The sequence below is a fragment of the Arthrobacter sp. KNU-44 genome (genome assembly GCF_051843155.1).
In the GTDB taxonomy this organism is placed as follows: domain Bacteria; phylum Actinomycetota; class Actinomycetes; order Actinomycetales; family Micrococcaceae; genus Arthrobacter.
The window spans coordinates 1225035-1248688 of record NZ_JBPXNG010000002.1; the positions used below are offsets into that span (position 1 = coordinate 1225035).

22 protein-coding genes and 2 riboswitches are annotated in these 23654 nt (G+C 65.0%); of the genes, 5 read left to right on the top strand and 17 right to left on the bottom strand.

Features of this window, described 5'->3' with window-relative positions; translation table 11 throughout:
• Positions 1-66: 66 nt before the first annotated feature.
• The 3 genes from ACSVHC_RS06420 to ACSVHC_RS06430 form a co-directional block, all read right to left on the bottom strand.
• The gene (locus ACSVHC_RS06420; protein ID WP_059388209.1) at positions 67-270 is read right to left on the bottom strand and encodes a cold-shock protein; all 204 of its coding nucleotides are present in this window, start codon (positions 268-270) and stop codon (positions 67-69) included.
• 139 nt (positions 271-409) lie between these two features.
• Complete coding sequence (locus ACSVHC_RS06425) at positions 410-1021, bottom strand: LytR C-terminal domain-containing protein (protein ID WP_437772566.1); 612 nt, start codon at positions 1019-1021, stop codon at positions 410-412.
• Between the two features lie 49 nt (positions 1022-1070).
• Positions 1071-1406 (bottom strand): DUF3263 domain-containing protein, encoded by a 336-nt coding sequence (locus ACSVHC_RS06430; protein ID WP_028266152.1) that lies wholly within the window; start codon positions 1404-1406, stop codon positions 1071-1073.
• Between the two features lie 134 nt (positions 1407-1540).
• Between ACSVHC_RS06430 and ACSVHC_RS06435 the strand changes: the two genes are divergently transcribed.
• Both ACSVHC_RS06435 and ACSVHC_RS06440 read left to right on the top strand, forming a co-directional pair.
• On the top strand, positions 1541-2308 hold the full coding sequence (locus ACSVHC_RS06435) for a uracil-DNA glycosylase (protein WP_437772565.1): 768 nt from the start codon (positions 1541-1543) through the stop codon (positions 2306-2308).
• A gap of 15 nt (positions 2309-2323) precedes the next feature.
• Positions 2324-3163, top strand: coding sequence for a siderophore-interacting protein (locus tag ACSVHC_RS06440; RefSeq protein WP_437772564.1), 840 nt, complete (start codon positions 2324-2326; stop codon positions 3161-3163).
• A 38-nt stretch (positions 3164-3201) separates the two neighbouring features.
• Here the strand turns inward: ACSVHC_RS06440 and ACSVHC_RS06445 are convergent, their stop codons facing one another.
• Together ACSVHC_RS06445 and ACSVHC_RS06450 are read right to left on the bottom strand one after the other, a co-directional pair.
• On the bottom strand, positions 3202-4680 hold the full coding sequence (locus ACSVHC_RS06445) for a threonine/serine exporter family protein (protein WP_437772563.1): 1479 nt from the start codon (positions 4678-4680) through the stop codon (positions 3202-3204).
• Between the two features lie 78 nt (positions 4681-4758).
• Complete coding sequence (locus tag ACSVHC_RS06450) at positions 4759-5832, bottom strand: lipid II:glycine glycyltransferase FemX (RefSeq protein WP_437772562.1); 1074 nt, start codon at positions 5830-5832, stop codon at positions 4759-4761.
• Positions 5833-6063: 231 nt separating this feature from the next.
• Between ACSVHC_RS06450 and ACSVHC_RS06455 the strand changes: the two genes are divergently transcribed.
• Positions 6064-6228, top strand: coding sequence for a hypothetical protein (locus tag ACSVHC_RS06455; protein ID WP_437772561.1), 165 nt, complete (start codon positions 6064-6066; stop codon positions 6226-6228).
• Here the strand turns inward: ACSVHC_RS06455 and ACSVHC_RS06460 are convergent.
• From ACSVHC_RS06460 to ACSVHC_RS06485, 6 genes are all read right to left on the bottom strand, one after another.
• On the bottom strand, positions 6209-7639 hold the full coding sequence (locus tag ACSVHC_RS06460; protein WP_437772560.1) for an L-serine ammonia-lyase: 1431 nt from the start codon (positions 7637-7639) through the stop codon (positions 6209-6211). The genes ACSVHC_RS06455 and ACSVHC_RS06460 overlap by 20 nt on opposite strands.
• A 207-nt stretch (positions 7640-7846) precedes the next feature.
• Complete coding sequence (gene glyA, locus ACSVHC_RS06465; protein WP_437771857.1) at positions 7847-9184, bottom strand: serine hydroxymethyltransferase; 1338 nt, start codon at positions 9182-9184, stop codon at positions 7847-7849.
• Positions 9181-9564 (bottom strand): glycine cleavage system protein GcvH, encoded by a 384-nt coding sequence (gene gcvH / locus ACSVHC_RS06470; RefSeq protein ID WP_437771858.1) that lies wholly within the window; start codon positions 9562-9564, stop codon positions 9181-9183. Before gcvH ends, glyA begins: the two co-directional genes overlap by 4 nt.
• 535 nt (positions 9565-10099) lie before the next feature.
• Entirely contained in the window at positions 10100-11233 is a 1134-nt protein-coding gene (gcvT, locus tag ACSVHC_RS06475) for a glycine cleavage system aminomethyltransferase GcvT (RefSeq protein WP_439180669.1), read from the bottom strand.
• 13 nt (positions 11234-11246) lie between these two features.
• Positions 11247-14129 carry an aminomethyl-transferring glycine dehydrogenase gene (gcvP, locus tag ACSVHC_RS06480; RefSeq protein WP_439180670.1) on the bottom strand — a complete coding sequence of 961 codons (2883 nt, stop codon included), beginning with the start codon at positions 14127-14129 and terminating at the stop codon, positions 11247-11249.
• Between the two features lie 52 nt (positions 14130-14181).
• Positions 14182-14289: riboswitch (glycine riboswitch) on the bottom strand.
• Between the two features lies 1 nt (position 14290).
• Positions 14291-14388, bottom strand: a riboswitch (glycine riboswitch).
• Between the two features lie 247 nt (positions 14389-14635).
• Positions 14636-15184: a TetR/AcrR family transcriptional regulator gene (locus ACSVHC_RS06485; RefSeq protein ID WP_404497112.1), complete on the bottom strand. Its 549-nt coding sequence runs from the start codon at positions 15182-15184 to the stop codon at positions 14636-14638.
• Between the two features lie 82 nt (positions 15185-15266).
• On the opposite strand from ACSVHC_RS06485, the gene ACSVHC_RS06490 reads away from it, so the two are divergent.
• A complete protein-coding gene (locus tag ACSVHC_RS06490; RefSeq protein WP_439180671.1) occupies positions 15267-16808 on the top strand; it encodes an MFS transporter in 1542 nt (513 codons plus the stop codon).
• Positions 16809-16815: 7 nt separating this feature from the next.
• Here the strand turns inward: ACSVHC_RS06490 and ACSVHC_RS06495 are convergent, their stop codons facing one another.
• A complete protein-coding gene (locus tag ACSVHC_RS06495; RefSeq protein ID WP_439180672.1) occupies positions 16816-17649 on the bottom strand; it encodes a sigma-70 family RNA polymerase sigma factor in 834 nt (277 codons plus the stop codon).
• A gap of 174 nt (positions 17650-17823) precedes the next feature.
• On the opposite strand from ACSVHC_RS06495, the gene ACSVHC_RS06500 reads away from it, so the two are divergent.
• On the top strand, positions 17824-18423 hold the full coding sequence (locus ACSVHC_RS06500) for a hypothetical protein (RefSeq protein WP_437772556.1): 600 nt from the start codon (positions 17824-17826) through the stop codon (positions 18421-18423).
• Between the two features lie 9 nt (positions 18424-18432).
• Here ACSVHC_RS06500 and ACSVHC_RS06505 read toward each other — a convergent pair whose 3' ends face one another.
• The 5 genes from ACSVHC_RS06505 to ACSVHC_RS06525 are packed head-to-tail and all read right to left on the bottom strand — an operon-like array spanning position 18433 to position 23654.
• The gene (locus ACSVHC_RS06505; protein ID WP_437772555.1) at positions 18433-18681 is read right to left on the bottom strand and encodes a carbon storage regulator; all 249 of its coding nucleotides are present in this window, start codon (positions 18679-18681) and stop codon (positions 18433-18435) included.
• Between the two features lie 4 nt (positions 18682-18685).
• On the bottom strand, positions 18686-19711 hold the full coding sequence (locus ACSVHC_RS06510; RefSeq protein WP_437772554.1) for a hypothetical protein: 1026 nt from the start codon (positions 19709-19711) through the stop codon (positions 18686-18688).
• Positions 19689-21734, bottom strand: coding sequence for a flagellar biosynthesis protein FlhA (locus ACSVHC_RS06515; RefSeq protein WP_437772553.1), 2046 nt, complete (start codon positions 21732-21734; stop codon positions 19689-19691). The genes ACSVHC_RS06510 and ACSVHC_RS06515 overlap by 23 nt, the downstream gene beginning before the upstream one ends.
• A 58-nt stretch (positions 21735-21792) precedes the next feature.
• Positions 21793-22896 carry an EscU/YscU/HrcU family type III secretion system export apparatus switch protein gene (locus ACSVHC_RS06520; RefSeq protein ID WP_439180673.1) on the bottom strand — a complete coding sequence of 368 codons (1104 nt, stop codon included), beginning with the start codon at positions 22894-22896 and terminating at the stop codon, positions 21793-21795.
• Positions 22896-23654 carry a flagellar biosynthetic protein FliR gene (locus ACSVHC_RS06525; RefSeq protein WP_437772551.1) on the bottom strand — a complete coding sequence of 253 codons (759 nt, stop codon included), beginning with the start codon at positions 23652-23654 and terminating at the stop codon, positions 22896-22898. The genes ACSVHC_RS06520 and ACSVHC_RS06525 overlap by 1 nt, the downstream gene beginning before the upstream one ends.

Sequence of the window (23654 nt, forward strand, 5' to 3'; positions counted from 1 at the left end):
GAAGAGGAATTGCCCGGGACCGGCGCCCTCCAAGGGGCCAGGACAGCCCTGTTGCCGCAACACCCACTAGATAAGCCGCACGCTTTCTGCCTGCGGGCCCTTCTGGCCCTCGCCCAGTTCGAAGTCGACCCGTTGTCCTTCTTCGAGCGCACGGAATCCATCCATCTGGATGGCGGACCAATGCACAAAGATGTCGTCACCGGACTCATCGACAGTGATGAATCCGTAGCCCTTTTCGGCATTGAACCATTTGACGGTTCCCAAAGCCATGATCCCCACACTTTCAACTAGCAGTGGCCGGCTTCCGGGATCTCCGGGCCAGCTCACAACTACTGTAACCACAGTCACGTTGCCGTAGCGCAACCTCGGGTGCGGGTGGCCGCAATGTTATTGAGGCGTAACCGAGTTGCTACTTGTAACCGGGGCCGAGGATGACAACCACGGGCTGCTGGAATTCGGCACTGTCCACAAGGTTGGAAATGCCCAGCAATTTACCGAGGGCTTCGGCATTGCCCTTCTGGGCTGCACCCTTGTAGAAGACCGACGACGTCTGCTGGGGCATGCCGCCCCAGTTTGCGACGGTGGACAACGGCCAGCCTCCGCCTTGAACGAGGCCTGCCACGCGGGCCGCCAGGCCACCAGTGGTGGTGCCGTTGTAGACCGCGACTGCCGCCGTCTTGTCCAAGGGCGCCGTGCTCGGGGTCGGCGTCGGGGTGCTGGAAGGCGTGTCGCTCGGGCTTGGCTGGCTGGACGCCTGCGCGGCGCCGCTTGCGGATGGTGACGCCGCGGCGCTTTGCTTGGGGGCATCGGTGGTGACGACGGCTTGCGGCGTCGTCGATGAGGTGAATCCAAGCTTCGGAAGGATGAGGAACGCAACGAGGCCTACGGCCAGCGCGATGCCGCCTAGCAGCAGCACCGGCCACAGGGCGGGCCGGGAAACGGACGCGACGAGTCTGTGGACACCTTGGCGCGATGAGCTCTGCGGGACACGGTCGAATTCATCCCGGGCAAATTTGGTCATGGTGAAGCCTTGTCCTTGCTGCTTGCTTGCTGGGGGATCAGCGGGTGCTCTAAGCGTCAGAACCGAGACGACGCGCTGTGCGGGCCCTCTGACGTGACATACGTAGTCTACGCAATCTCTTGACCAGCATAGGATCGTGCGCCAGCGCTTCCTCGGTGTCGATGAGGGCATTGAGGAGCTGGTAGTAGTGGGTCGCGGAGAGATCGAAGAGTTCCCTGACGGCCTGTTCCTTGGCCCCGGCGTACTTCCACCATTGCCTCTCCAGGGCGAGCATCTGCTGTTCACGCTCGCCGAGCGGCGAATCGCTGCGGAGTCCGGTGGACAGGTCTTCGAGTACCAATCCAGTTGCTTCGGACGCCATGGGTTCCCGTGCGGGTTCTGCCACGACACACTCCTTCGACGCATTGACTTAAAAAATGTCCCCCGCCCATGGTAACGGGCGAATAACATGGGTGTCATTTGCCCCGCCGCCTTGCGGAGCCGCTTTCCCCGGAGCCTCAGGACAGGGACAATGACTGGGTGGCAGGCGAAGAAGCATTATTCGAGCTTGAATCCGAGGATCACTCGGCCGAGTTCGAGGCACTCCCGGGAATGGCTTTGGCGGACCTCATGGCGCCGGACTGGGCCGACGCGCTCTCTGGCGTCGAGGACGAGTTGCGCTCGGTGCTGACCTTCGTGGCGGCCGAGGCCACACGCGGAACCCACGTGCTTCCTGCCGCGTCCAACCTCCTTCGCGCCTTCCGGCAGCCGCTTGCCGACGTCAAGGTGCTCATCCTGGGCCAGGACCCCTACCCGACGCCGGGACACGCCGTCGGGCTCTCTTTCGCGGTTTCCGGGCCAACCCGGCCCATCCCCCGCAGCCTCTCGAACATCTACCGGGAGATGGAGTCCGATCTCGGACTCCCGCCACGGGTTCACGGCGATCTTTCGGCTTGGACGGGCCAAGGAGTACTCCTCCTGAACAGGGTGCTCAGCGTCGCGGCCGGTGCGGCCGGCTCGCACCGGGGCAAAGGCTGGGAGGCCATCACGACGGCGGCGGTCGCCGCCGTCGCCGGCCGCCGCACGGTAGCGGGCAAGCAGAGTCCGCTCGTCGCGATCTTGTGGGGCAAGGACGCCGGAGCAGTACAGCCTCTGCTTGAAGGCGCCCCTGTGATCTCCTCCGCGCACCCCAGTCCGCTCTCCGCCTCGCGCGGTTTCTTCGGTTCGCGCCCGTTCAGCCGGGCCAATGCCCTGCTCCGTGCGCAAGGCGCAGATCCCGTCATCTGGGAGCTTCCACCGCTGCCCTAGCTTAGGCTTGCCTACATGACATCTTTGCCCGCGACGTCGTCTGCATCCCGCAATACCCGCCCCCAAGTGAACCTGACGGTGTTGCGCACCGAACAGCTTTCGCCCCATATGGTGCGCATCATTGCAGGTGGACCGGGGTTTGCCGGTTATGCGAACAACGACTTCGTGGACCGGTATGTAAAGATCGTGTTCCCGCAGCCCGGCGTCGACTATGAGCTGCCGCTGGATCTTTGGGCCATCCGGGAGACAATGCCCCGCGAACAGTGGCCCTACACCCGCACCTACACCGTCCGTTGGGTGGACCAAGCTGCGCAGGAGCTGGCAATCGACTTTGTGGTCCATGGCGACGAGGGCCTTGCAGGCCCGTGGGCCCTGGCCGCCCAGCCCGGCGACACGCTTGTTTTCACGGGTCCCGGCGGCGCCTACAACCCGGCGCCCGACGCCGACTGGTACCTTTTCGCGGGCGACGACGCCGCGCTCCCGGCGATTGCCGCCGCGATCGAATCTCTGCCGGCCGACGCCAAAGGCCTTGCCTTCCTCGAAGTCGATAGCGATGCCGACATCCTTGCCATTGCGGCTCCCGACGGCGTGGAGTTGCGTTGGCTTCTTCGCTCCGGAGTCCCGGCCGGATCAAGCTCGATCCTGCTCGATGCCTTGGGCGACGCAGAGTGGCTGCCCGGCCGCGTGGACGTGTTCGCGCATGGTGAGCGAGGCTATATGAAGGGGTTGCGGGAGATCTTCTTCAAGCAGCGTGGGCTGGAGCGTTCCCAAGTATCCCTTTCCGGATACTGGGCCCAGGGGCGCGTAGAGGACGACTTCCAAGCGGAGAAGAAACTCCCGATCGGGCAGATCTAGGGACTGTTTCGGCTGGGTCGCCCTCCGGACGCGGCGGGCTACCGCCGGCGGACGCGTCGTCGCTCGTTGCTGGCAAGCCCTTTGGTCAGCGGCCGGGCAAGGTTGTCGCCCAGCACAATTCCTGCGGCCACGCCCAGCACGATCGCTCCCGCGTTGAGCATCCCGCCCGAACCCAGCAGGACGTCTGCTTCCTGCACCGTCAATACATACATGGAACGGAATATCTTCAAACCCGGGAGCAGGATGAGGGCTGCCGGGACTGCCACCACCAGCTGCGGGGCACCGAGCCTGAGTGCCACCATGCGGGCGAGCAGACCAATGACCACGGCGGAAATCGCCGGCGAGAGCCGGTCTCCGAAGCCGAGGTTGGAAGCCCCCCACAAGACGAAGTAACCCACCAAGCCCACTGCCGCCGTCGGGAGCAGAAGTTTGAGCAGGGTCTGTTCGGTGATGCCGATGGCAATTACGCCGATGGCAATCAGGACCGCCTGTCCCCACAACGGATACGCTTCGGGGAATGTTTGCGTGACATCGATCGCGACGCTGCCGATGAGGTCACCCACAACCACCGCGACGGCGATGCCCGCAACGATCGCCCCGAAGGTCAGGATGGTGGACAGGAAACGTCCGGCCGCAGTCACGGGGAATCCGTTGATGGCGTCTTGCACCGAAGAGACGAGCCGACCCGTTGGCAGGAGCAAAAGAATGCCGCCCGCCACGACGATGGACGGCGGGATATCCGCCCCGGCCCAGTGGAGCATCAGCGCGATGAACGTGACCAGGAAGGAGCAAGCGGCTGTCACGAAGAAGTCAGGCGTGCGCCACTTGCCCAATTGCCGGGCCACGAGGTTGACAAGCATGTTGGAGACGAAAGCCAGAGCGGACGCTCCAACTCCCCCGCCCAGGACTCCGACGAAAACGGCGGAGAAGACGCCGAACGCCATGGTGACCATCCACCGCGGGAAGGGCTTGCTGCTGCGGATGATGTCATCCAGCCGGCTCACCGCTTCTGACCTGCCCACCCCGCCGGCCACGATATCCGTGACGAGCTGGTGCACCTGGGCCAGTCCTGCGTAGTTGTTGGTCCAGGAGCGAACCACCCGGAGCAGTGTGATGGGAGTCTGGTCCTTGGGCGCGTAGTTGAGCGCGACGGACTGGTTGGTGATGTCCACTTCGATGTTCTTCAACCCGAGTGCCGCCGTGACCGCGATGATGCTGGTCTCGACTTCCAGGGCACCGGCTCCGTAACGAAACATGGATTCTGCCATGTGCAGCGCGAAGTCGATGGTCTTGCGGGCCGAAGCATCAACACCGCCCACGTGGATGATGGGGTTGGCGTAGGGACTGCCCGCCAGGCGATCGACGATGCTCATGGGGGCGGTGGGAGGATTCTCGCCCTGCACGAGCCTGCGAAGCATGCGTTTAGCATTGACATTCTGGCGCACCTGGGATGGCTTGAGCGGCTGCGTCTTGGGCAAGCCGTCCGTGTTGGGCCTGTTGTCGGGGCGGTCAGTCACGCGGGTGTTCCTCCAAAGGGCGGGGTTCCTCCAAATACGGGGTTTTGCACCTGCAGCAGACGGGTCGGCGCTGCGATTCTAGTAGAACTGCTGGCCCGTGCGGCGCGTGTAGACCTGCCGCGCAATTCGTTCCCCGGCTGCGGTCCAGAGCTTGTACTTCAGCGGGCTGATGACTTGGTCGTAGCAGCCGACGAAGTCGGTGACGGTCTTGCTGAAGCTTGTCTTGAACAGGCCAAGTCCATGGAAGGGGTGCGAGGTGTCTTTGAGCCGGTCAGCGGGCGGGGTGCCACAGAAATCGTACTCCGTGCAACCCAGTTCCTTGACCTGGTTGATGGCGGTCCACTGGACCAAATGGGAATCGCCGTACTGCGCGCGCTTCTGCAGCGATCCGCCGTCCTTGTAGGTGCCCTTCCGGCCATAGTTGATGACGAAGGCTCCAACCGAGGGGACACCGTTTTCGAAGACAAACAAGAGCCTGCCCTGGCCACGTTCGATGAAGTTGGTCCAGAACTGGCGATAGTACCCGAATTCGCGGACCCGCACTTGGGACTTCGCCTCGACCGTGTTGGTCATCAGCGCATACATGGCGCGGAAGTTCTCTTCCGTGGGTTCCATGGTCCGCACTTCAACCCCTTCGCGGATGGCCCGGCGAACCGCGTTCCGGCCGCGGGAATGCAGGTTGCGCAGAAGCTGGTTCTCCTCGGGAGAGATGTCCAGCAGGGCTGTGGAGTCGTTCGGCTGCAGGTTGGGGGTCTTGACCGCCCCGCTGGCCTCGATCGCGTCCCGGGCTTCGCCGCTGAGGACGATGTCCGGCTCGATTTTCACCGCGAAAACCCCGAGCTTGTCCCGCTTCACGAATTCCCGGTTGGCCTTGATGATCCCGGGAATGTCCTCGACGCCGGCCACGTCTGGCCCCTTGATGAGGTACCAGAGCTTGCCGAGCAGTGGAAACGACTTCTCCAAGACCAGGTTGTAGCTGCTGTATTCCCCGGTCTCGTAGACGAGGTGCAGAGGCTTCCACCCGAAGTGTTGCTTCACGTCTGCGAAGGCCTCGGATTGGAGGAGGTTGCCGCCGTTGGGATTGGCCGTGACGTGTTTGTCCCAGTGTTCGATTTCCTCGGCGGTGGCAAAGCGTGCCGTAAATTCTCGCAAGGGGGCCGTGTCCAATCAGTTGCTTACTTGAGGCAGCAGGCGCCGGTGTGCGGCGCAGGCGTTCAGCCCCAAGTCTATCGGCCCTGACGGAGAGCTACCGCCTGATCGTTCTCTGACGACTTCAAACCAGCGCCCTTCGGTTTCTCACAGGCACGGCAAAGGTTCCCCAAAGTCCACAGCTATCCCGGAGGCGGAAAGTGGTTGTAACGAAAGCCGAACCAGGAGGACCCGATGATCGTCTACCGCCCCATTCCGCCGCTCTCCACCGGCCGTAGCAACGGCTTTTGGTCGGTATTCGCTGCCATGGCATCCGCGGCATTGCTCGGCCCTGCCTGGCCGTCCGGTACCCGCCGCCTGGAACTTCAGGACGCGGGCGTCAGCACTCCACGACGTTGACAGCGAGGCCGCCCATGGCAGTTTCCTTGTATTTGGAGGACATGTCCTTGCCGGTTTCCCGCATGGTCACGATGACCTCGTCCAGGGAGACGCGGTGGGTGCCGTCGCCCCAGAGCGCCATCTTCGCAGCGTTGATGGCCTTCGCCGCAGCGATCGCGTTGCGTTCGATGCACGGGATCTGCACGAGCCCGCCGATCGGGTCGCAAGTCAGGCCCAGGTTGTGTTCCATCGCGATCTCCGCCGCGTTCTCCACCTGTCCCGGCGAGCCGCCCATGACTTCGGCCAGACCGGCAGCGGCCATCGAAGAAGCTGAACCCACTTCGCCCTGGCAGCCCACTTCAGCGCCGGAGATCGAGGCCTGCTCCTTGTAGAGCACCCCGACGGCGCCCGCGGCGAGCAGGAACTTCACCACGACGTCGTCGCGGTCCTGTTGCGTGGCCTTGTCCATGCCGGGGGCGAAGTGCAGGGCGTAGTACAGCACAGCGGGGATGATCCCGGCGGCGCCGTTCGTGGGCGCGGTGACCACGCGGCCGCCCGAGGCGTTTTCCTCGTTCACGGCCAGGGCGATGAGGTTTACCCATTCCTGCCAGTACTTCGGATCCCGGTAGTCAGGGTCCTGGTCTTTGGTTTCCTTCAGGAGCCGCTCGTGCCAGTCGGGAGCCCGACGGCGGACCTTCAGTCCGCCGGGCAGCACGCCTTCGCGCTTGAGGGACGTTTCGACACAGGCCTCCATGACGGAGTAGATGTGCAGCAGGCCTTCGCGGATTTCCTCTTCGGTCCGGGAGGCGCGCTCGTTGATGAACATGATGTCCGAAATGCCAAGCCCCTTGGAAGAACAGCGGCCCATGAGTTCGGCGGCGGTGCGGAAGGGCAGCGGGAGTTCCTTCTTGGACTCCTCCAGTTCCTTCTGGGCTGCGTCCTCTTCGCCTTCGCGGACGATGAAGCCGCCGCCCACAGAGAAGAAGGTGGCCTCGTGCAGCACCTCGCCATCGGCGTCGGACACGGAGAACTTCATCCCGTTCGTGTGCCGGGGCAGGACCGTGAGGGGGTGCAGGATCATGTCCGCTTCCCCGTACGGCAGCGCCACCCCCGACTCGGGATCGACGGCGCCGCAAAGGTTCAGTGTGCCGGTTTCGGCGATCGAGGCGAGCCGCTCCTCCACTTCCTCGGGGAGGATCTCCTCGGGGTGGTAGCCCTCCAGGCCCAGCAGCACCGCCGTCATCGTGCCGTGCCCGCGGCCCGTAGCAGCCAAGGAACCGTACAGATCAACGCGCAGGGACGCCACCCGTTTCAGGGCACCGGACTCCTTCAGCTCACCTGCAAAGACCGCAGCAGCCCGCATCGGCCCCACGGTATGCGAACTCGAAGGACCAATCCCAATAGAGAAAAGATCGAAGACGCCAACAGCCATGTCGGTTCCTAACTAGATATATGCACGGGGACGGTGGGTGAGGTGAGCGGCGCGGCCCCTTTGGGACCGACATCCGGCAGCGGGCGTCTAAGGGAGCGTCACGTCCGCTCAGCGGGCGTCTTCGCGCCCGAGCCCGCAGAGGATGCCGGCCCCGACGGACCGTTGGTTCCGACACGCTGGCCGGACCCAACGGCCCAAAAGAGAGCCTCAGCTGAGGTTCGCGACGCCGGGGTAGAGCGGGTGCGCGGCGGCGAGTGCCTCCACGCGGTGACGCAGGCCGGAGAGGTCCGCGCCGGCGTCGGCGATCAGTGCCTCGGCGATGATGTCCGCAACCTCGCGGAACGCCGCTTCACCGAAACCGCGGGTGGCCAGTGCCGGGGTGCCGATCCGCAGGCCGGAGGTGACCATCGGCGGGCGCGGGTCGAAGGGAACCGCGTTGCGGTTCACGGTGATCTCGATCGCTGCGAGGCGGTCTTCGGCCTGCTGGCCGTCGAGTTCGCAGTGGCGCAGGTCCACGAGCACCAGGTGCACGTCGGTGCCGCCGGAAATCACGGAGATCCCCTTGGCCGTGACGTCGTCCTGGACGAGGCGTTCGGCCAGGATCCGGGCACCGGCCAGCACACGCTCCTGGCGTTCCTTGAACTCTTCCGAGCCGGCGATCTTGAAGGCCACGGCCTTGCCGGCGATCACGTGCTCCAACGGGCCGCCCTGCTGGCCCGGGAAGACCGCGGAGTTGATCTTCTTGGCGATGTCGGCATCGTTGGAAAGGATGATCCCCCCGCGCGGACCCGCGAGGGTCTTGTGCGTCGTCGAGGTCGTCACGTGCGCGTGCGGGACCGGGGACGGGTGCAGCCCCGCGGCCACGAGGCCGGCGAAGTGCGCCATGTCCACCATGAGGTACGCGCCCACCAGGTCCGCGATCCGCCGGAACTCCGCGAAGTCCAGCTGCCGCGCATAGGCGGACCAGCCCGCCACGATCAGTGCCGGCTTGTGCTCCAGCGCCAGGCGCTCCACCTCGGCCATGTCGATCCGGTGGTCCTCTTCACGGACCTGGTACGGGATGACGTTGTACAGGCGGCCGGAGAAGTTGATCCGCATGCCGTGGGTCAGGTGACCGCCGTGGGCCAGGTTCAAGCCCATGATGGTGTCGCCCGGCTTGATCAGGGCGTGCATCACCGAGGCGTTCGCCTGCGCGCCGGAGTGCGGCTGCACGTTCGCGTACCCGGCACCGAAGAGGGCCTTCACCCGGTCGATCGCGAGCTGCTCGATGACGTCCACGTGCTCGCAGCCACCGTAGTAGCGCTTTCCCGGGTAGCCCTCGGCATACTTGTTCGTCAGCACCGAGCCCTGCGCCTGCATCACGGCCACCGCGGTGTGGTTCTCGGAGGCGATCATTTCCAGGCCCGACCGCTGGCGGTTCAGCTCATCGTCGATCTTCGCCGCGATCTCCGGATCCAGCACGGACAACACCGCGTCCAGGGACGGCGAAACGACCTGCTCGAACACAATGTTCTCGGTGCCCGCGGCCCCGGTCGCGGCGCTCACAGCTCGCCACCGTTCTTGGAAGCGTATTCCTCGGCGGAAAGCAGCGGACCGTCGGACTCGGCGGACACCTTGAAGAGCCAGCCCGCACCATACGGATCGTTGTTGATCAGCGCAGGATCGTCGACGACGGCGGAGTTCACTTCCGTGACCTCCCCCGTCACCGGGGAGTACAGGTCAGAGACGGACTTGGTGGACTCCACCTCGCCGCAGGTCTCCCCCGCAGTCACAGCGGAACCGACCTCGGGCAAGTCAACATACACGATGTCGCCGAGGGCATCGGTGGCCACGGCCGAGATACCGACAGACACAAGATTGCCGGCTTCGCGGGCAACCCACTCGTGCTCGTCGGAGTACTGGAGTTCAGGTGCAACTTTTGCCATGTTTTTTCCTTTGCGTTGGTCTAAGAAAACAGTTGTGGTCAGGTTACGCGGCGGGGGCCGCCATCCTCTGCGTGCTGCTCCTTCGTCGCTTTGACGCACGCTGCCGGATGCCGCTCCCCCACCGCTAGAGGCTTGTTCAGTTTTCGGGGCTCACCGTTCCGGAAAAGAACGCTGGCCCTTCGGGATTCAGTTATGGGCCCGTGGTTCCCGTGGGCCTCACCCTCGGCAGGTAGCTCATCCTCCATAAGCTAAACCGGAGGTGAGCTGAGCCGCAGGTGAGATGCAGGGCCCCATCGGGTGCCGGCATCCGGCAGCATGCGTCTAAGGGAGCGACACGTCCGCTCAGCGGGCGTCTTCGCGACCGAGCATGCAGAGGATGTCGGACCCGACGGGCTAAACGCAACCACGGTCACGCAACCCACCGGGAGCGTCACGTCCGCCCAGCGGGCGTCTTCGCGACCGAGCACGCGGAGGATTCTTCCGTCCCGCGGCTCCCAGCCACCCACCGAAGCCGACGGGCTTAAGGCGACACGGCCTACTTAACCCGCTTATAGAACGGCAGTGCGACAACCTCGAACGGTTCAGCCTTGCCGCGCAGGTCTACGTCCAGGGCCGTGCCTGGCTCGGCGTGTTCGACGTCGACATAGGCCAACGCCACGGGGTAGCCGAGGGTGGGGCTGGGCTGGCCGGAGGTGACTTCGCCGACCACTACGCCGTCCTTGAGGACCGGGTAGTGGCTGCGGCCGGCGCGGCGGCCCAGGCCCTTGAGGCCAACCAGCTTGCGGCCGCTGGTGGATCCGGCGCCCTCAGCCTTCAGGGCTTCGAGGGCGGCGCGGCCTACGAAGTCGCTTTCCTTGGCGAGCGAGACGACCGGGCCCAGGCCCGCCGAGAAGGGGTTGCCTTCGCGGGAGAGCTCGTTGCCGTAGAGCGGCATGCCGGCTTCGAGACGCAGGGAGTCACGCGAGGCCAGGCCGGCGGGGATCAGCTCGCCGTCTTGGGCAACTGCCGCGATTGCTTGCCACCGGGCGGCGGCGGCATCGTTGTCCACGAAGATTTCGAAGCCGTCCTCACCGGTGTAACCGGTGCGGGCGAGGAGCAGTTCCGTGATGCTCCCGGCAAAGGTGAAGGGCACCTCGACGGCGGCGTAGTACTTCAGCTCGGTGACCAGGGCGTGCTGTTCCGCCGGGACCAAACGCAGGAGGATTTCTTCCGCCTTGGGACCCTGGACGGCGATCAGCGAGGTCGCTGCGGAGGCGTCCTCGACGACGACGTCGAAGTTGGCAGCCCGCTGCGCCAGTGCCTCGGCAACAACCTTGGCGTTGCCGGCGTTTGGAACCACCAGGAACTTGGAATCGCCACGGCGGTAGGTGATGAGGTCGTCGATGATGCCGCCGTCTTCCTGGCAGATCAGCGAGTACTTGGCCTTGCCGATCGACATGGCGGAGATCTTGCCCACCAAGGCGTAGTCCAGGAAAGCGGCCGCGTCCGGGCCGCTGACCCAGACTTCGCCCATGTGGGAAAGGTCGAACAGGCCTGCGGACTGGCGGACGGCGTGGTGCTCGGCCAGTTCGGAGGAGTACTTCAGGGGCATCTGCCAGCCACCGAAATCGGTGAAGGAAGCGCCGAGCTTCTTGTGCTCTTCGTAGAGCGCAGTGTAGTTCTCAGTCATCGTGAGGAGTCCTTTAGTTCTCGAAGGCTTCGATCGGAGGGCAGGAGCAGACCAGGTTGCGGTCGCCTGCGGCGCCGTCGATGCGGCCGACGGGCGGGAAGTACTTGTCCTGCTTGAGGTGGACAGGGAAGACGGCCTGCTCGCGGGAGTACTCACGGTTCCAGTCCGAGGAGACGACGGCGGCCGCGGTGTGCGGTGCGTGGCGCAGCGGGCTGTTCTCCACCGTGAAGTCGCCGTTCGCGACCTGGTCGATTTCCTTGCGGATGGTGATCATGGCTTCGATGAATCGGTCGATCTCCCCGAGGTCCTCGGATTCGGTGGGCTCCACCATGAGGGTGCCCGCCACCGGGAACGCCAGGGTGGGAGCGTGGAAACCGTAGTCGATGAGGCGCTTGGCCACGTCCTCAGCAGTAACGCCGGTGCGAGCCGTCAGTTCGCGCAGGTCCAGGATGCACTCGTGGGCCACGAGCCCGCCTTCACCGGTGTAGAGAACGGGGAAGTACTCGTTGAGGCGCGAGGCGATGTAGTTCGCGGCAAGCAGCGCGGACTTGGTGGCCTCGGTCAGGCCTTCGCCGCCCATGAGCTTCACGTAGGCCCAGGAAATCGGCAGGACGCCGGCGGAGCCGTAACGCGAGGCGGAGATGGCCACGCCAGTCCCTGGCAAAGAAGCGCCGTCTTCGTGTGCTGCCTTGTTGGCGTCGCCGGGCATGAAGGGTGCAAGGTGCGCCTTGGCCGCGACCGGGCCAACGCCGGGTCCGCCGCCGCCGTGCGGGATGCAGAAGGTCTTGTGCAGGTTCAGGTGGGACACGTCGCCGCCGAACTTGCCCGGCTGGGCCAGGCCCACGAGCGCGTTGAGGTTGGCGCCGTCCACGTACACCTGGCCGCCGGCCGCGTGCACCGAGTCGCAGATTTCGCGGACGTCGGCGTCGTACACGCCGTGCGTGGACGGATAAGTGATCATGATGCAAGACAAAGCACGGCCGGTGGCGTCGATCTTGGCCTGCAGGTCCGCGTGGTCGATCGTGCCGTCGGCCGCGGTGGCCACCACGACCACTTTCATGCCGGCCAGCACTGCCGAGGCGGCGTTGGTGCCGTGGGCGGACGCCGGGATGAGGCAGACGTTGCGCTGGGCCTCGCCGCGGGAGTGGTGGTAGCCGCGGATGGCCAGCAGGCCCGCGAGTTCGCCCTGGGAACCGGCATTGGGCTGGATGGAGACCTGGTCGTAACCGGTGATCTCCGTCAGGTCAGCTTCCAGATCCTCGATCAGTTCGCGCCAGCCCTCGGTCTGGGAATCCGGGGCGAAGGGGTGGATCGAGGCGAATTCCGGCCAGGAGATGGCTTCCATCTCGGCGGTGGCGTTCAGCTTCATGGTGCACGAACCCAGCGGGATCATGGTGCGGTCCAGCGCCAGGTCGCGGTCCGACAGCTTGCGGATATAGCGCAGCAGCTGGGTTTCAGAACGGTGCGTGTTGAACACCGGGTGCTGCAGGTAGTCCGAAGTTCGCTCGACAGCGGCCTCCAGCGCGAAGCCCTCGCCGTCACCGGACACCGTCGCGCCGAAGGCGGCGACGACACCAAAAGCATCAAGGACGCCGCCGACGATTTCCTTTGTTGTGGTCTCATCGACGGAGACGCCGACAGTGTCCGCGTCGATGCCGCGCAGGTTGATGCCCTTGGCCTCGGCGGCAGAAACGATCCCCGCAGCCTTGCCCGGGACGCGGACGGTGACGGTGTCGAAGAAGCTGCGGTGCAGGACCTCAAGGCCCGCGGCCTTCAAGGACGCTGCCAGGGTGCGGGCGTGGTTGTGGGCCGTCTCGGCGATCGCCTTCAGGCCATCGGGGCCGTGGTACACGGCGTACATCGAGGACACGATGGCCAACAGGGCCTGCGCGGTGCAGATGTTGGACGTCGCCTTCTCGCGGCGGATGTGCTGCTCGCGGGTCTGCAGGGCGAGGCGGTAGGCGGGAGTGCCGGCGTCGTCCTTGGAAACGCCCACCAAGCGGCCCGGCATCGAGCGCTCGAGGCCCTTCTGGACAGCCATGTACGCGGCGTGCGGGCCGCCAAAGAACAGCGGAACGCCAAAGCGCTGGGTGGAGCCGACGGCGATGTCGGCACCCTGCTCACCCGGAGGCGTGATCAGGGTGAGGGCGAGGAGGTCCGCGGCGACGGTGACGAGGGCGCCGCGTTCCTTGGCGGCGGCAATCACGGCGGAGTGGTCGAACACCCGGCCGGAAACGCCCGGCTGCTGCAGCACGATGCCGTTGATGTCGCCGTCGGGCAGGCCCTGGGACAGGTCCGCGATCTCCACCTCAAAGCCGAGCGCCTCGGCGCGGCCCTTCACGATGGCGATGGTCTGCGGGAGACAGTCGGCGTCGAGGACGGTCTTGCCGTCATGGGCCGTCTTGTTCTTGTTGGCGCGGCGCATCATGAGGACTGCTTCGGCAACCGCGGTGGCTTCATCCAGCAGTGAGGCGTTGGCGATAGGCAGGCCCACGAGGTCCTGGACCATGGTCTGGAAGTTCAGCAGGGCTTCGAGGCGGCCCTGGGAAATTTCCGGCTGGTACGGCGTGTAGGCCGTGTACCAGGCCGGGGATTCGAGGATGTTGCGGCGGATCACCGGCGGAGTGACGGTGTCGTAGTAGCCCTGGCCGATCATCTGCACGGCCGTCTTGTTCTTGGCCGCCAGCTTGCGAAGTTCAGCCAGGACTTCCACCTCGCTGAGGGCGTTCTGGAGCGTCAGCGCGACGTCCTGGCGGATGTCATTGGGAACCGCGGTGTCTACGAGCGAATCGACACTGTCGTAGCCAACAGACTTGAGCATGATGTCAATGTCGGCTTGGCGGCGGGTGCCGATATGCCGGTCAACGAACGTAGTGGAGGTTGAACTAACCGTCACGAAGGAACTCCATAAATAAGGCGGCGCAGGGTGCGCCACAGCTAATCGGGTTCCTCCCCGCTCTGTATTGGACCTGAGAGTTTCCGCGAAACCGTGCTTGTGGCACTGTTCCGCTTGCACCGTCGGTGAGCGCGCGTCAGCGCGCTGCTTTCCAGAGTTGCCTTGCCGCGGCGGTGCGTGGGCCTGAGAGATTCCTGGGGAGGATTTGCTCCTACGGCGCCTGCATCACATGCCTGCAGGACTCTCCCGCCGCAGATCAAAGGCGTATTCAGTTATGTGAATGAGATCGTGGTTGCCGGTGACGGCTGCCACAACTCCCAATTGTCCTACGGACTGCCCGCGTCCGCAAATGTGGTCACCGCCCCCGCCCGACTTCCCCAACTAACTCGCACTAGATGTCGTTTTGGAGCCTCTAAACGACAACAACTGCGGGGGCCCACGCCGCCAGGGTTCCCTGGCCGAGCTTGCGAGGCGAGGGTGGCGGTGGGGACAGTTGGGCCGCACCCTCAGTCACGGAGGCGTTCGACGGCGGCCAGCAGCGCACCGACGTCGGCGCTCCTCGCGCTGGCCTTGACTTCCGTATCACCGGCGCCGCCTTCAAGCATTGCGTTGAAGTAAAGTCCATCGCCCATGTACCGGACCGCTTTGGCCATCTCGGGCCCCACTTCCTCGGCGAGCACATCGAGCCATTGTTGCTGGATCCCGGCGAAACGCCTGCGGGTTTCTTCATGGGCTACTTCCGCGAGCCGCGTGGCGGCCACGAACACCCGGTCCAACGGAGTATCCGCCCACAGGGAAGACTTGATGAAGAACGCGGCCGCACCTTCGGGGGCTGCCTTCATTGCCTCGATATCCAGAGCAGCCAGCCCGTCCATGCGTTCGAGCAAGGAGCTGATCATGGCTTCCTTGTTGGGGAAATGGTAGAGCAGGCCGCCCTTGGAGACGCCTGCGCGCTTGGCGACGGCGTCCAGGGTCGCAGCCCGCTCCCCCACCTCGATCAGGAGGGCTTCAAAGGCATCCAGGACAGCGTCCCGGGCAATAGGTTTTCGCGGCATGGTGTCCATCATCCCTTAGTTCGATGCGGCAGTTCGATGAGTCAGATTGAAACTATACCGTCCAGACGGTACAGTTATCTCCATGTTCACGCCGTCCACAACCCAGCACCCCCGCACCCCTTCGATCCAATCCGCCCCGTGGCGCGATTGGGCTGCCCTGGCACTCCTGATGTTCCCCGTGCTGCTGGTGGCTGTGGACAATACGGCGCTGACATTCGCCCTGCCGCAAATCGCCCGGTCCTTGGAAGTAGGGGGCGTGCAGCTGCTGTGGGTCGTCGACGCCTACCCGCTGGTGCTTGCAGCCCTATTGGTGTCCATGGGAAACCTGGGAGACCGGATCGGCCGTCGCCGCTTGCTGTTGATCGGCAGCACGGGCTTCGCCGCCGTTTCCGCGGCCACCGCCTTCGCGCCGTCGGCTAAATGGCTCATCGCCGGACGCGCCAGTATGGGCATCTTCGGAGCCATGCTCATGCCGTCCACGCTGTCCTTGATCCGCAACATCTTCCCGGACCCGAACCGCCGCCGGCTCGCCGTGGCAGTGTGGGCCGCAGGATTCTCCGGCGGCGCAGCCCTCGGGCCGATCTTCGGCGGTTGGCTCGTGGAGCACTTCTGGTGGGGTGCCGTGTTCCTGGTTGCGGTGCCATTGTTGCTGCCCCTGCTCGCCTTTGGCCCCTCCCTCATTCCCGAGTCCAAGGATCGCAACCCGGGCAAGCCGGACGTTCCCAGCGTTGTGCTGTCCATCCTGACCATGGCCCCCGTGGTTTATGGCATCAAAGAGGCCGCCGTACACGGTTTTGGCCCTGGACCCGCGGCCTTCATGGCGTTCGGCCTGGCCATGGGAATCGTCTTCGTCCGGAGGCAGGGCTCTTTGGCATCGCCCATGTTGGACGTACGGCTTTTCCGGAACAAGGTCTTCAGCACGGCCATCACGGCCAACGTCTTGTCCCTGTTCTCAATGACCGGCTTCATTTACTTCTTCGCGCAGCATTTGCAGCTCGTGGAAGGCCAATCCCCCATGCAGGCGGGGATCTCGATGGTTCCGGCGCTGCTGGCCACCATCGTGGCGGGCCTGGTGGTGGTTCCGCTGGTCAAGCGGATCCGCCCGGGCCTGGTGGTGGCATCGGGCTTGGCGCTGAGCGCAGTTGGATACCTCGTGGCCGCCCTGGGCAACCACAGCCAGGGTCCGGGGTACCTTTTGACGGCACTCCTACTGCTGGCCATCGGGGTTGGCTCGGCGGAGACCATCTCCAACGACCTGATCCTCGGCGCGGTTCCTGCCGACAAGGCGGGCGCTGCATCGGCGATCTCCGAAACGGGCTACGAGCTCGGTTCATTGCTGGGCACAGCCGTCCTTGGCTCCATCCTGACGGCGTCCTACCAACACCACTTGCTGCTTCCAGGCGAATTGTCCGGCCACGCGGCCGAACGCTCGCGGGAGACGCTCGCCGGAGCCGTGGACACCGCGGCAACGCTGCCCCAGCCTATGGGCGATGCCCTGACATCCGCCGCGCGTGCGGCGTTTGAATCCGGCGTCCACATCACGGCGGCGATCGGGCTGGTACTGATGGCGGGAGCGGCAGTCCTTGCCGCCGTCGTGCTCCGCCGCGTGCCGACCGCAAAGTAGGCGGAGTCTAGACCGCTCGGTTCAAGGCAGCATCTGCCGAGCTGAAACTACGGGTAATTCCGCCCAAAGTGGCGGTGGCGAGGGTCGACAGGTAGTCGTGCCGACGTCGGGCCGTAATGCGCGATTGGGGCTCAAAGGATTGTTCCGGATCGTCCGCGTAATGTGCGGAAAGTCCATCGCGCATGAGCCGGATGCCCTCGGCACGCTGTTGGGAGACCGCGGCGTGCGTGGAACCGAGTTCCTCAGCGAGTTCCTTGACTGTCCGCCCACCGAAGTAGATCTCCTCGACGACGTACCGCATCTTTTCCGGCAGGGCGTCGACGGCGGCGCGAAGGTACTTGAGGCGCTCATCGGCCAGGACCGAGTGCTCCGGGGAGATGGTGTCCGCGGCAACAGTGTCCACTGCGACGTCATCCAGCGGCGACAGGGTCCTTGCGGCATCGGCAAGGGCGGCTTCCACCACGCTACGTTCGACACCCAGGGCTGATGCGGTTTCGGCCACCGAAGGCGTGCGGCCAAGGACGCCGGACAGCGTCTCCTGGACCGACATGGTTTCCTTGATGCGCTTGCGCGCAGAGCGCGTGGCCCAGTCGCTGGCCCGCATCTCGTCCGCAAAGGCTCCGACGATCCGGCGGCGCGCAAAGGCGCCGAAGGGGACTCCGAGGTTCGGATCGAAGGAATCGGCAGACGTTATCAACGCCACGGACCCTACCGACGCGAAATCGTCGCGCGACAAATGAGAAGCTCTCGCGCAGAGCTCCGACACCAAATAGCCAACGAGCGGCAAGTGCTGCAGCACCAACTCGTTGCGTTCTTCGCGATTCAAAATTAGTCCCCCCATGAGACCTGTTTATTGAGTTGCCAAGCCTGATTCCAAGGCTTCATGGGCGAGCTGCTGAGACGATGCAACGTGCCGAAGATTACACGGAACAGACATGTATTCAGTGAACATACCATCTGAAAAATAACAATGCGTGTACGCTCATGAAAAAGATACAAAAGAGGCCTCGGATTCATGTTCGCAGGCCAAACCGGGGAGTGGGGAACCGTGGGGGCGGATGAGCTATCGGCGATGCTGTGGCGCGAGCGGAGACAGCTGGAACTGCTGTTGTACCGGCTCGAAACACAGTTGCTGCACGTTCGGGCAGGCAACTGGCATTGGTTGAAATTCACTGCCGCTGACGTGGAAAAGGTCCTGGAAAACCTTCGGTTCGACACCCTTGCCCGGAACATCGAGTCGTCGGCCCTGGCCATCGAATGGCGCTTGTCGGCCAATGCCACGCTGCCGATGATCGCTTCAGTGGCCCCGCCCGGAATCTGGCCGGAACTGCTTCATGATCACCACCGTGAGCTGGTCTCGGTGCTCAATCAAGTCGAAACAACCGCGGCCGCGAACGTCGAGGCTCTCCAGATGGGGCTGCAAGGGGCCGGGACCCCTCCGCTTGGCTCCGTTCAGCCCGGCGACGCAGCCCCGGCGGCGCCGGGAGCGGTCGCGTGTGCTGGCACCGTGGATGACGTGATGCTGCTTGCGGAAAATGCAAATATCGAACGGGCCTTGGCCGTGACGAGGGATTGCTCGCTGCCGCTCCTCAAGGAGTTCCTGGGCTTGGAGTAGGGACGGCGCCTAGTCCTTGCTCGGCTTGCGAACCGGCGGACGCAGCCCGGCAACGAGTTCCTCGGCTTCGGGGCCGGCCTGGGCAGCAGCGAGGTTGGCAGCGGCGATCGCCTCAACAACTTCGCGACGCTGGATGGACACCCCTCGAGGGGCCTCGATCCCGATCCGCACGCCGTCGCCGCGGCCTTCCATGACGGTGATGACAATGTCCTCACCAATCATGATCTGTTCGCCCGGCTTGCGTGTCAGTACCAGCATGCTCTCAATGTACCTTTCCGAGCACGGCAACGCGGGCGGGCTTGCCGTCCACCCACCCGATGGGGAGGCCGAGTCCGTTGACCGTCTCGGGACTTGCGGTCTCCGATGCGCCGAAAACAGCAAGGGCGTCAAGCGTGACTCGCTCGGCGGCCAGCGCGGCGGAGAGCGCCCGGACCCAGGCCGCCGTGTCTTCCGCTTTCCGCCCTGCGTCGGCAACCAGCCACAACTGGTCTGCGGCGAGCGCTGCGACGGCCGCCGCATGCGTCGCGGCTTCGCCTTGCCTGCCGAGTCCGTAAGCGACCAGCACGGTTTGGCCGGTGAGCACAGCTTGGGCGCGTGCCGCCGTCGCGCCCTGGCGCCCCACCACGTGGAGGTGCCCGAAGGCAGTTAGCGCTCCGGCCGTCCGGACGTCGGAGCCGCCCTCGGCGATGGACATTTCCAACGCCGGTCCCAGGGCGTCGTCGCCGAGGCCAAGCAGGACGATCAGGTTGCCGCTGCCGGCAAGTGGAACCGGTACCTGCACAGAAACGGCGTGCCCGACGGCGGGGGCCGGCAACGCGGTCAGCATCCCTTGCGTCGCTGGTCCGGAGACCGGCGCCTGGAACTCCTTCCCCAGCTGCTCCAACATCCCCGCGAAATCCGGGGAGGCGGTTGAAACAGCTGCCTCGGGCCGGTGCAGGTCCATCTCGGCCGCGTCGGCTTGCTCCAGGAGCGCGGCGATCGCGGGCCCCTGCAACGCGTGAGCCTCCCCGGCAAGCCGTGCCTCCCCAGCAACCTGGGCGTCCCAACTGACTCGCAGTTGTTGTCGTTCTGAGCCCTCAAAACGACAACTATTGCTAGCTAGTTGGGTGGAACCCTCTGCCGGAACCTCCACGGTTGCCTCGTAGCGATTGGCTGCGAAGAGGCCGGCGATCCCCGGATTGGTGACTTTCTCGGCAGAGACGATCCGCGCCCCGGGACCGTGCTGTTGCTCGGCTTTCGCCCGGATGTCGTCCAGGGAGGTGCCCTTAAGCTTGTATTGCTTCGGCATGGCGGACCACCCCCACGGTTTCGATCTGGATGTTTGCGGACGTCACTTCGCGGTAGGACAACACGGGAACACCGCCGTCGGGAGCCGCCACGAGCCGCCGGACCGCGGGCCGCAACGCCGGGGCGCACACCAGAACGGCTTGCCGTCCGGCGTTTGCGGCGGCCTCCACCGAAGACTGCACAGAGGCCAGGACGGCGTCCAGGCGCGCTTGGCTCATGACGATCTGGGTACCCCCTTCGGCCGGGCGCATGTCTTCGAGCATGGACTGTTCCAGGAGTGGATCGATCATGATCACATTGAGCACCGTGCCGTCCAGGAACTTGGCTGCGAGCGCGGGCCCCAGCGATTGGCGGGCGGTTTCCACCAAAGCCTCGGGCTCGGTGGAAACCTTGGCACGCAGGGCGAGTGCCTCGAAAATGCGGGGAAGATCGTTGATGGGGACCTGTTCTTCGAGGAGTCCCCGCAGCACCCGCTGCACTTCGGCCAAGGACATGAGCCCGGGAATGAGTTCCTCGACGGCGGCGGGGCTCTGCTTGCGCACGCCCTCCGTCAGCACCCTGACGTCCTCGCGGGTGAGGAGCCTTGCGGCGTTGGCGGACACGATCGACGACAAGTGGGTCACCAGGACGGAAACCCGGTCGATCACAGTTGCCCCCGTCATTTCGGCGCTGTGGCGCATCTCGCTGGGAATCCATTTTCCGGCCAGCCCGAAGACCGGCTCCACCGTGGAGGCGCCCGGCAGTGCGTCAAGGTAATCGCCGAGGGCGAGCAACTTGCCCGACGGCGCCGTGCCGCGTCCGGCTTCCACCCCCGCAATGCGGATGGCATAGGTGGCCGGCGGCAGCTCGACGTTGTCACGCGTGCGGACGGGCGGAATCACGATCCCCAACTCCATGGCGATCTTGTGGCGCAAAGAGCGGACACGGGCCAGGAGGTCGTCCGAGGCGCCGGAGACCATGTCGACAAGGTCCGGAGCCAACAAGATCTCGAGGGGGTGGACGCGCATGTCCTGCATGAGCCTCTCGTTCGGGTCTTCATCGGAGCTCAGTGCGGCTGCTTCCTGGGCGTCGTCAGCCTCACTCTGTTTCTTCTGCTGCGCCGCGAGGCGCCTCGAGCCGAACAGCAGGGCAGCACCCACCAGCAGGAAGGGCACGATGGGCATGCCGGGGATGAGCGCCATAGCCACTGCGGCCAGTCCCGCGATCAGCAAGGCGTTGGGCGACTGCATGAGTTGCGAGGAGGCCGTGCGGCCCATGTCTTCTTCGGCGTTGGACCGGGTGACGATCATGCCCGTCGAGACGGCCATGAGGAGGGCCGGGATCTGGGTGACGAGCCCGTCGCCCATGGTCAGCAGGCCGTAGGAGTTCAGCGCATCGCCCACGTTCATGCCGCGCTGCAGCACGCCGATGGCAATGCCGCCAACGAAGTTGATGATGATAATGATGATGCCCGCGATTGCATCGCCCTTGACGAACTTCGAGGCACCGTCCATGGCGCCGTAGAAGTCGGCCTCGGCGGACACCTCTGCGCGGCGCTTGCGGGCCTGGGCGTCCGTGATGAGGCCGGCGTTGAGGTCGGCGTCGATGGCCATCTGTTTGCCGGGCATGGCGTCCAGCGTGAACCTTGCCCCCACCTCGGCCACGCGTTCGGCGCCCTTGGTCACCACGACGAACTGGATGACCACGAGGATCAGGAACACCACGGCGCCGATGATCATGGAGCCGCCCACCGTGACCTTGCCGAAAGCGTCGATCACTTGTCCGGCGAATCCTTGTCCCAGCACCAGCCGGGTGGACGCGACGTTGAGCCCCAGCCGGAACAGCGTAGCCACGAGCAACAAGGACGGGAAGACGGAGAAGTCGAGGGGCTTCTTGACGAACATGCTGGTGAGCAGGATCAGCAGGGCGAGCAGGATGTTGCAGACGATCAGGAAGTCGAGCAGCGGCGCCGGCACGGGAACCACCAGCAGCAGTACGATGCCAACGATTCCCACCGGCACGGTGAGCCTGGCGAATCTGTTCATTGCTGGGTCCTGTCCGGAGTGGGGTGGTTGCTGGGTGCGGTTCGGGGGCTGCGGTGGCTCATGCGGGCGCTCCGGCCATGGTCCCCGCCACGCCCGGCAAGCGGTGCATTCCGCGTGCCGCTCCCCTTGACTTGAGCGACATGACGAACGCCAGGACTCCAGCCACGGCCCGGTAGAGCTCCACAGGGATTTCCTGGCCAAGTTCGCAGGCCGAGTGCAGTGCCCTCGCGAGCGGGATGTCCTGGACCATCGGGACCGATTTCGCCTCCGCCTCTTCCCTGATACGGGCAGCGATCACCCCCGCTCCCTTGGCCACGACGCGTGGTGCCGCTTTGCCGGCGTCGTACTTCAGCGCCACAGCGACGTGCGTCGGGTTGACGATCACGACGTCGGCGTCCGCGATCGCGCCGATCATGCGGTTCCGGCTCATGCTCAACTGGCGCGAGCGCCGCTGGGACTTGATGAGGGGATCGCCGTCGCTGTTCTTGTTTTCGTCCTTGATTTCCTTCTTGGACATGCGCGTCTTCTTGCGGTTGCGGCGCATGACCACGAAGATGTCCGCGGCGGCAAGGACCAGGCCCGCCAGCACGGCGAACTGGATCAACGAAGCTATGCCTCCGGCCGCTGCCGAAAGGATGCCGGATACCGGCAGTCCCCCGGCGGTGAGCAGCACAGGGATGAGCCCCTGCACAACGGCGTAGAGGACAAGCCCGACGACGGCGGTCTTCAGGAGCGCTTTCAGGCCGCCCCACAGCGCCTGGGCGCCGAAGATCCGCTTGAGGCCGCTGACAAGGTTGAAGTGTTCGAACTCAGCGCGGAACCGTTTGAAGTGGATGCCGCCCTGCAGCGCGGATCCGGCCAGCACCACCACCATGACCACCACGAACAAGGGCCCCAGCACCTGGGCGAGGGAACCGAACCCGGCTTCGAGCGCCGCGACGGCCTTGGCAGGATCGGGGTTCTCGATGACTCCGCGGACAGTGAACAGTTGGTCCGCCGCGGCGTTGGAGGCACGCTCGATAGTGGACGGGATCATGGCTGCCGAGGATCCGACGGCGAGCCAGGCTGTGAGGTCCTGCGAGCGGGAAAGCTGCCCTTTGGACCGGACTTCCCGCATCCGCTTGTCAGTGGCTTGCTCGGTTTTTTCCTGCGAATCCGACATCAGCCCACCCCCATCAGTGTGTTCGCCGCCTGCTCGGCGAGCATGGCAACGAGGCGCGGCAATGCCAGGAACAGGAACCCTGCGAGCCCCAAGGTGATCAAGACCTTGAGCGGGAAGCCCAGGGCGAAGGCATTCAGTGCGGGCGCCACCCGGGTGAGGAGCCCCAGCCCGATATCGGCTAGTACCAGCACCACCAGGAGCGGCCCGGCGATTTGCACTGCGGAAAGGAACATCCCCGTGACCGCGGAAATCATCGCGTGTACAGGCTGTGCCAAATCCAGTCCCCCGGCCAGCGGCAACGCCGTGAAACTCCCGGTCAGGCCGCCGATCACCAACTGGTAGCCGTCCGAGGCGAAAAGCAGTGCCAGGGCGGCCATCTGCATCAACCGGGTGAATTGGGCGCCGTTGATCATCATCTGGGGATCGAAGCCCTGGGCCATCTGGAAACCGCTGAAGAGGTCTATCAGGCTGCCGGCCGATTGGATGGCCGCGAAGACGAGCAGGACGAGGAAGCCAAGGACCAGCCCGGTCACGAGCTCAAGGACCACGGCCGTGATGAAGCCGGCGGTGTCCTTGGAGGTGTAGCCATCGGAGAGACGTTGGGAAACGGCCAGCCCCAAACCGATGCCGAGCATCCCTTTGATCCGCAGCGGAATTGCTTGGTGCGAGAAGGGCGGCGCCACCACCAGGAACGCCGTCATCCGGACGGAGGCCAACAACAGGACCTCAAGCCAGGACTGGTTGAAGGGCAGCTCCAC

Excerpts from the sequence above, each read along its gene's own strand:
- ACSVHC_RS06420 (WP_059388209.1), bottom strand. The coding sequence starts at position 270 with ATGGCTTTGGGAACCGTCAAATGGTTCAATGCCGAAAAGGGCTACGGA.
- ACSVHC_RS06425 (WP_437772566.1), bottom strand. The coding sequence starts at position 1,021 with ATGACCAAATTTGCCCGGGATGAATTCGACCGTGTCCCGCAGAGCTCA.
- ACSVHC_RS06440 (WP_437772564.1), top strand. The coding sequence starts at position 2,324 with ATGACATCTTTGCCCGCGACGTCGTCTGCATCCCGCAATACCCGCCCC.
- ACSVHC_RS06455 (WP_437772561.1), top strand. The coding sequence starts at position 6,064 with ATGATCGTCTACCGCCCCATTCCGCCGCTCTCCACCGGCCGTAGCAAC.
- ACSVHC_RS06460 (WP_437772560.1), bottom strand. The coding sequence starts at position 7,639 with ATGGCTGTTGGCGTCTTCGATCTTTTCTCTATTGGGATTGGTCCTTCG.
- gcvH (WP_437771858.1), bottom strand. The coding sequence starts at position 9,564 with ATGGCAAAAGTTGCACCTGAACTCCAGTACTCCGACGAGCACGAGTGG.
- gcvT (WP_439180669.1), bottom strand. The coding sequence starts at position 11,233 with ATGACTGAGAACTACACTGCGCTCTACGAAGAGCACAAGAAGCTCGGC.
- ACSVHC_RS06485 (WP_404497112.1), bottom strand. The coding sequence starts at position 15,184 with ATGCCGCGAAAACCTATTGCCCGGGACGCTGTCCTGGATGCCTTTGAA.
- ACSVHC_RS06490 (WP_439180671.1), top strand. The coding sequence starts at position 15,267 with ATGTTCACGCCGTCCACAACCCAGCACCCCCGCACCCCTTCGATCCAA.
- ACSVHC_RS06495 (WP_439180672.1), bottom strand. The coding sequence starts at position 17,649 with ATGGGGGGACTAATTTTGAATCGCGAAGAACGCAACGAGTTGGTGCTG.
- ACSVHC_RS06500 (WP_437772556.1), top strand. The coding sequence starts at position 17,824 with ATGTTCGCAGGCCAAACCGGGGAGTGGGGAACCGTGGGGGCGGATGAG.
- ACSVHC_RS06505 (WP_437772555.1), bottom strand. The coding sequence starts at position 18,681 with ATGCTGGTACTGACACGCAAGCCGGGCGAACAGATCATGATTGGTGAG.
- ACSVHC_RS06510 (WP_437772554.1), bottom strand. The coding sequence starts at position 19,711 with ATGCCGAAGCAATACAAGCTTAAGGGCACCTCCCTGGACGACATCCGG.
- ACSVHC_RS06515 (WP_437772553.1), bottom strand. The coding sequence starts at position 21,734 with ATGAACAGATTCGCCAGGCTCACCGTGCCGGTGGGAATCGTTGGCATC.
- ACSVHC_RS06520 (WP_439180673.1), bottom strand. The coding sequence starts at position 22,896 with ATGTCGGATTCGCAGGAAAAAACCGAGCAAGCCACTGACAAGCGGATG.